The following is a 6,374-nucleotide window of genomic DNA, read 5'->3' as shown; positions in this document are numbered from 1 at the left end:
CAGATCCTACGGCGTCGTTCATTGATCAGCATCTCCCTAGCTCCAGTGAAGACGCAGGATCCGGGACCGATTCGGACCCCGGGAATGTTGCTTCTCCGCCTCTCGGCCAAGCTATTGAACAGCCAAGCATTACGCAGACGAGCGCCGCGGGCAGAGTGCTGAACGCAATGTGCCGTCATCCCATTAAGGCCGTGGTGGTCGCCACTGCTCTTATTGGCGGAGTCGTAGCGACCGCCGTCGTCCTCACGACCCCGGGGGAGGATGGTAGGCCGATCGGAGCCCCGCCCGCGACTCCAGTCGAGCAATTGACAAAGCTGGTCCAGGAATGGCTCTGCCAATGCGGGTTCGCGGTTGACGCGGACACTTGCTACAGCATTGCCGAAGAGTTCGCGTACACCATAGGTGCGAGCCATTCCGACTCCGGCCGAACAGGCGATGTGCCAAGTGGCTGGATCTCCGAGCAATTGTGGTCGCAATGCCCATCGGCGTCCGAGCTGGTGATGCGCATACCCGGCCAGTCGGACGCTGCTTTCGCCAGGAACAACGCGGCCCAGTGGGCTGAGGATCATGCAGACCGCAATGGCGGACCGGCAGTGATGGTGCAGTGGCTGATGCTGATAGCGCCATTGGCCATGCACGCCATCTTCCCGGGCTGATTAAGCCGAGCACCGTCTCTGCCGGGCCCGCGGCCCGCGGCCTGCGGGTGCGCAGGTCGATCAGCTCGACAGCGATGCCCCAGGCTTGCGCCCTTCGCGCAGCCGCCGGACTGCCGCTCAGTCCACCTTTGCGCCCGAGGCTTTCACCACCTTCGCCCACTTGGTGTGTTCGCTGTCGATCATCTTGGCGAACTCGGCCGGCGTGTTGCCGCTCGGGATCGCGCCTTGGGCCAACATCTTCTCCTTGATGGCCGCCGTGCCCAGCGACTTGGCGACTTCCTGCTGGATGCGGTTCACGATCTCCGGCGGCGTGCCGGCCGGCGCCAGCAGGCCGAACCACGAGCTCGCCTCGTAGCCCTTGAGCGCCGGGCCGCCGGCTTCCTCGACCGTCGGCACGTCGGGCAGGGCCGGCGAGCGCTGCGCGCTGGTCACGGCCAGCGCCTTGAGCTTGCCGCCCTTTATCTGCTGCATCGACGAAGGCAGGTTGTCGAACATCACGTCGGCATTGCCGCCCACCAGGTCCAGCAACGCCGGGCCCGAGCCGCGGTACGGGATGTGCGTCATGAAGCTGCCGGTCATGGTCTTGAAGAGCTCCCCGGCCAGGTGGATCGAGGTGCCACTGCCGCTCGAAGCCATGTTGAGCTTGCCCGGATTGGCCTTGGCGTACTTCACGAAGTCCGCCACGCTGTTGATGTTGAGCGCCTTCGCCTTGTCGATGTTCATTTCCATCACGTTCGGCACCGCCGCCACCAGCGTGATCGGCGCAAAATCCTTGATCGGGTCGTAGGGCAGCTTCGGGTAGAGCGCGCGGTTGATGCCGTGCGTGCCGACCGTGCCCATCAGCAGTGTGTAGCCGTCGTTGGGCGCCTTGGCGACGATGTCCGCACCGACGTTGCCGCCGGCGCCCGCGCGGTTGTCGACGATGAACTGCTGCCCGAAGGCCTTGGACAATTCGGGCGCCACCGCGCGTGCCAGGATGTCGGTGGTGCCGCCGGGCGCGAAGGGCACGACGATGCGCACCGGCTTTGTCGGCCAGGTGCCTTGGGCGAACGCCGGATCGATGGCGAGTACCGCGGCGGCCGCGAGGGCCAGTGCGGCGCGGCGGGAAATGAATGCAGAGCTCATGCGCAATTCCTGTTGATACATGGCGCAGTGTTGTACAGGGCGCGAGCCACATCCGCCGCAGGGAATTACCCCGTGTTCGCCGGAGTACCTTCGCCTTCGGCTACGGTGCCATTCGCCTTCGGAGCGGCCGTTCGGCTCACGCCAGCGTTGAGGACGCCCCATGCACGCGCTGCGCGAAGCCCCCCGCCCGGAAGTGCTCCACCACAAAGTCGACGAACACGCGAGTCTTTGCCGGGAGCAGCTTCTTGCTCGGGTAGTACAGCGACAACGGGCCGGCATCGTCATACCAGCCCGGCAGCAGGCGCAGCAGCGCGCCGCTTTGCAACCCAGGCAGTGCAAACGGCATCGGGACCAGCGCGACGCCCAGCCCCAGCATCGCGGCGCGGCACATCGCCTCGGGGTCGTTGAAGATCAGGCGGGGCCGGGCTTCCACCGCCACCTCGTCGCCGGCGGTGTTACGCAGCGTCCAGGGGCGAATGCGCCCCGTGGGCGAAGAACGGCGCACGATGCGGTCGAAGGCCGCCAGCTCTGCCGGGTGGGACGGCATTGCCTTTCCGGCCAGGTAGTGCGGCGCGGCGACGGCGACCACATGGATGCGCGCCAGCTCGCGCGCCACCAGCCCCGGCGTGAGGTCGATGCCACCGCCGATTGCCGCGTCGAAGCCCTCCCCGATCAGGTCCACCTGCCGGTTGTCGAAATGCCAGTCAGGCAGCACGGCCGGATAAAGCGCCAGGAACTCGCCGAGCAGCGGCACCACGTACTCGCGCCCGAAGGCCTGCCCCATGCTGACCTTGAGGGTGCCGGCGGGCTGCCGGTCGGCCTCGGCGGCGCCGGCCACCGCGTCGGCCAGCGTCCCGAGCGCGCCGGCGACCTGGTGCAGCAGCCGCTCGCCGCCCTCGGTCAGGGTCAGCTTGCGGGTGCTGCGCTGGAACAGGCGCAGGCCCAGGCTGGCCTCGAGCCGCGCGACGTTCTTGCTCACCGCTGCGGGCGTCAGGCCCAGTTGCCGCGCGGCCGCCGAGAAACTGCCGGTCTCGGCGCTGCGGACGAAGGACTCAAGGTGGCTCAAGGGTTGCACGCGCGGATTTTCAACCCGAAGTTGAAATTGATAGGGCTTTTGGGGAGCTACCGAAGGTGCAATCGAAGCTCGACACTGCAGTCATCGCAACACACTTCCAAGGTTCCACCATGTCCCAAGCCTCTTCCCCCAGGCCCCTGTTCGACGGCAAGGCCGCCTTCGTCACCGGCGGCTCGCGCGGCATCGGCGCCGCCATCGTGCGGCGCCTCACCCAGGACGGCGCCGCCGTCGCCTTCAGCTACGCCAGCAACGATGCCGCCGCCAATGACCTGGCCGCAAGCATCGAAGCCGCAGGCGGGCGCGCGATCGCGCTGCGCGTCGACAGCGCCGATGCGGATGCGCTGCGCTCGGCCATCGACCAGGCCGCACACGCGTTCGGCCGGCTCGACATCCTGGTCAACAACGCAGGCGTTCTCAAGCTCGGTGCCGTCGATCAGATCTCTCTGGAGGACTTCGACCTCACGTTGAACGTCAATGTGCGCGCCGTCTTCGTCGCCATCCAGGCGGCGCTGCGCCACATGGGCGAGGGTGGCCGAATCATCAACATCGGCAGCACCAACGCCGAGCGCATGCCCTTTTCCGGCGGTGGTGTCTATGCCATGAGCAAATCCGCACTCAGAGGACTCGTGCAAGGTTTCGCGCGCGACCTCGGGCCACGTGGCATCACGATCAACAACGTGCAACCCGGCCCCGTGGACACCGAGATGAACCCGGCCGATGGCCCGATGGCTTCCACCATGCACGGCTTCATGGCCCTTTCCAGGCACGGCCGCGGCGACGAGATCGCGGGCATGGTGGCTTACCTTGCGGGGCCCGAGGCCGGCTTCGTCACCGGCGCCAGCCTCAATATCGACGGCGGCTTCGCGGCCTAGCCAAGCCTCGCACTCATGGCTGTTGCGACACGTCGCCTGCCGCTTGCGTCACCGACGCGATCAGCTTGTCCAGCGTCGTCCCCAGTCGCCTCAGTTCCTCCGCATCGGCCAGCGCGAACAGCTCGGCCTCGCGCGCCCGGGCTTCGCCACTGACGATGGCGTGGAGCGCCTTGCCATCGCTGCTCAGGTAGAGCCGGCTGCGGCGCTGGTCGGTCGGGTCCTCGTGTCGGTGCAGCCGCTTGTGGCGCTTCAGGCCCGCGAGCGCGCGGCTCACTGCCATCTTGTCCAGCCCCGTCAACTCCGCGAGCTGGGTCGCCGTGAGCCCGGGTTGCCGGCCCAGCACGGCCATCGTGCGCCATTCGTTGAGCGTGAGCTGATGACGACGCCCCACCCGCTGCTGAAAGGGCCGCGCCGTCAGGTTCACCACGCGGACCAGCTTCAGGAAGATCGAGTCCTCGAGACTGCCGGCATCGCTCATCGGCAGAGGGCTCGCGCCGTATCGGCGATGCGTTCGGCGGTGACGCGGGACTGCGCTTCCAGCACCGGCGCATAACCCACCGGAATGCGCGGTGCGCCCAGCCGCGCGATTCGGCAGCCTGTTGCCTCGGCGGCGCTGGCCGCAATCTCTGCGCCGAAGCCGCCCGCCTGGACCGCCTCGTGCACAACCATCAGGCGACCGGTGCGCCCGCACGAGCCGAACACCGCCTCGCGGTCCCACGGCCACAGCGTGCGCAGGTCGATCAGCTCGACCGCGATGCCCTCGGCGGCAAGTAAATCGCAAGCCGCGCTGCAGGCTTGCAGCTGGCGGCTCCAGCTGACCATCGTCAACGCGTCGCCCGCCCGCAGCCGCGCAGCCTGGCCGAGCGGCACCGCCAGCGATTCGTCCACCGCACCACGCCGTCCCCACAGGTTCTTGTGCTCGATGTAGACCACCGGGTCGCCGCATTGCATTGCCGCGCGCAGCAGCGAATGGTTGTCCTGCGGCGTCGACGGGCACACCACGACCACGCCCGGCAGGTGCGCGAACCAGGCTTCCAGCGACTGCGAATGTTGCGCGGCCGAAGCATCCCAGATGCCGCCCGGCATGCGCGCCACCAGCGGCACCCGGCCCTGCCCGCCGAACATGAAGCGGTTCTTGGCTGCCTGGTTCACCAGCTCGTCCATACCGCACAGGGCGAAGTCCACCACCCGCATCTCGACCACCGGCCTGAGCCCCGCGAGCGCCATGCCCACGCCGGCACCCATGATCGCGGCCTCGGAGATCGGCGTGTCGATCACGCGCTCGGCGCCGAAGCGCTGCTGCAAGCCCTTGTACTGGCCGAAGATGCCGCCACGGCCCACGTCCTCGCCGAGCACCACGACGCGGGCATCGGCCTCCATCTCGCGCTGCACGGCCAGCGCCGCGGCCTCTGCGTAGCTCAGCTCCCCCGCTGTGGCCGCAGTCGCGCGGCCGGGCGCCGTATCGGTGCTCATGTCCATTGGCCGGCTCCGGTGCTTTGCACGTCGGTGAAGGCGGCCGCGGCATCGGGCCAGGGCGCTGCGTCGGCCACGGCCAAGGCGGCCTCGACCTCTGCCTGCGCCTCGTCCACGATGGCTTCGAGCACGGCAGCCTCGGCGCCGCCGGCCAGCAGGCGCACGCGGGCGCGCTCGATCGGATCGGTTTCGAGTGCAGCAGCCAGTTCGGCCGGATCGCGGTACCCCGCCGGGTCGACCGAGACATGCCCTTTGACACGGTACGTGAGGGCATGCAGCAGCCGCGGCCCGCACCTGCTGCGCACCTCGGCCACCAGCCTGCCCGCGGCCGCATGCACGGCGAAGACGTCGTTGCCGTCCACACGCGTCGCAGCGATGTCCAGCGCCTCGGCGCGGGCCGATGCACCGTCGCCGGCTGTCATCGGCCCGCTGGCCGTGGTTGCGCTCCATTGGTTGTCCTCGCAGACGAAGAGCACCGGCAGTGCGTAGACGCGCGCCCAGTTGAGCGATTCGAGGAAGGGCCCGCGGTTGATCGCGCCGTCCCCGAAGAAGCACACGGTGATCGCGTCCTTGCGCTGCAGCTTCTGCGCATGCGCTGCGCCCACTGCGATCGGCAGCCCGGCCGCGACCACACCGTTGGCCCCCAGCATGCCGACCGAGAAGTCGGCGATATGCATGGAGCCGCCCTTGCCGCCATTGAAGCCGCTTGCCTTGCCGAACAGCTCGCACATCATGCGCGTCAGGTCGGCGCCCTTGGCCAGCGTGTGGCCGTGGCCGCGGTGCGTGGAGGTCAGGTAGTCGGCCTTTGCGAGGTGGGCGCAGACGCCTGCCGCAACTGCTTCCTGCCCGGTCGACAGGTGCAGGGGGCCGCGCACCCTGGCGGCGCCAGCGGCTTCCTGGCCATAGGCACTGACGCCGCCTTGGCTGGCCACCTCGGCGGCGTTCTCGAAGGCGCGGATGCGGCACATCGTTCGGTAGAGCGCCAGGCGCTCGGTCTCGGAGATCTCGGTGTTCATCTCGGCTCCAGCGCAGAGCAGGGCTGCGCCTCACCCGAAATCGTATCGATCGTGACCAAGGGCGTGTGAGCGGGCTAACCCGCGCGTCTGCGCGCCGCCCTCGGCCTGCCTCGCCGTTGTGCCTTACCTGCCTGGCCCGCCGCCACCGCCACCGGGG

Annotated in this window: 7 protein-coding genes; 2 read left to right on the top strand and 5 right to left on the bottom strand. The window is 68.6% G+C overall.

The features are described from left to right. Positions 1–305: 305 nt before the first annotated feature. Positions 306–656, top strand: a complete 351-nt coding sequence (locus APY03_RS33110; protein ID WP_157103489.1) for a hypothetical protein — start codon at positions 306–308, stop codon at positions 654–656. 117 nt (positions 657–773) lie between these two features. On the opposite strand, the gene APY03_RS33105 is transcribed toward APY03_RS33110, so the two are convergent. Continuing rightward, the gene (locus tag APY03_RS33105; RefSeq protein WP_068683961.1) at positions 774–1,781 is read right to left on the bottom strand and encodes a Bug family tripartite tricarboxylate transporter substrate binding protein; all 1,008 of its coding nucleotides are present in this window, start codon (positions 1,779–1,781) and stop codon (positions 774–776) included. Between the two features lie 136 nt (positions 1,782–1,917). Continuing rightward, positions 1,918–2,856, bottom strand: coding sequence for a LysR family transcriptional regulator (locus APY03_RS33100; RefSeq protein ID WP_068683959.1), 939 nt, complete (start codon positions 2,854–2,856; stop codon positions 1,918–1,920). Positions 2,857–2,966: 110 nt separating this feature from the next. Between APY03_RS33100 and APY03_RS33095 the strand changes: the two genes are divergently transcribed. Continuing rightward, the gene (locus APY03_RS33095) at positions 2,967–3,728 is read left to right on the top strand and encodes an SDR family oxidoreductase (RefSeq protein ID WP_068683965.1); all 762 of its coding nucleotides are present in this window, start codon (positions 2,967–2,969) and stop codon (positions 3,726–3,728) included. Between the two features lie 13 nt (positions 3,729–3,741). Here the strand turns inward: APY03_RS33095 and APY03_RS33090 are convergent, their stop codons facing one another. From APY03_RS33090 to APY03_RS33080, 3 genes are read right to left on the bottom strand one after another with little or no spacing between them, the layout of a single operon-like run. Next, positions 3,742–4,206: a MarR family winged helix-turn-helix transcriptional regulator gene (locus APY03_RS33090; RefSeq protein ID WP_068683957.1), complete on the bottom strand. Its 465-nt coding sequence runs from the start codon at positions 4,204–4,206 to the stop codon at positions 3,742–3,744. Continuing rightward, on the bottom strand, positions 4,203–5,207 hold the full coding sequence (locus APY03_RS33085; protein WP_232081212.1) for an alpha-ketoacid dehydrogenase subunit beta: 1,005 nt from the start codon (positions 5,205–5,207) through the stop codon (positions 4,203–4,205). The genes APY03_RS33090 and APY03_RS33085 overlap by 4 nt, the downstream gene beginning before the upstream one ends. After that, positions 5,198–6,217, bottom strand: coding sequence for a thiamine pyrophosphate-dependent dehydrogenase E1 component subunit alpha (locus tag APY03_RS33080; RefSeq protein ID WP_068683955.1), 1,020 nt, complete (start codon positions 6,215–6,217; stop codon positions 5,198–5,200). Before APY03_RS33080 ends, APY03_RS33085 begins: the two co-directional genes overlap by 10 nt. Positions 6,218–6,374 lie beyond the last annotated feature (157 nt).

Source organism: Variovorax sp. WDL1, assembly GCF_001541225.1.
Lineage (GTDB): Bacteria > Pseudomonadota > Gammaproteobacteria > Burkholderiales > Burkholderiaceae_C > Variovorax.
Note: the sequence above shows the minus strand (reverse complement) of the source record. Positions and strands in the feature narration are given on the sequence as shown.

Bases quoted from the DNA above. Each gene is read 5' to 3' on its own strand.
- APY03_RS33080 (WP_068683955.1), bottom strand. From the start codon at position 6,217: ATGAACACCGAGATCTCCGAGACCGAGCGCCTGGCGCTCTACCGAACG.
- APY03_RS33085 (WP_232081212.1), bottom strand. From the start codon at position 5,207: ATGGACATGAGCACCGATACGGCGCCCGGCCGCGCGACTGCGGCCACA.
- APY03_RS33095 (WP_068683965.1), top strand. From the start codon at position 2,967: ATGTCCCAAGCCTCTTCCCCCAGGCCCCTGTTCGACGGCAAGGCCGCC.
- APY03_RS33105 (WP_068683961.1), bottom strand. From the start codon at position 1,781: ATGAGCTCTGCATTCATTTCCCGCCGCGCCGCACTGGCCCTCGCGGCC.
- APY03_RS33090 (WP_068683957.1), bottom strand. From the start codon at position 4,206: ATGAGCGATGCCGGCAGTCTCGAGGACTCGATCTTCCTGAAGCTGGTC.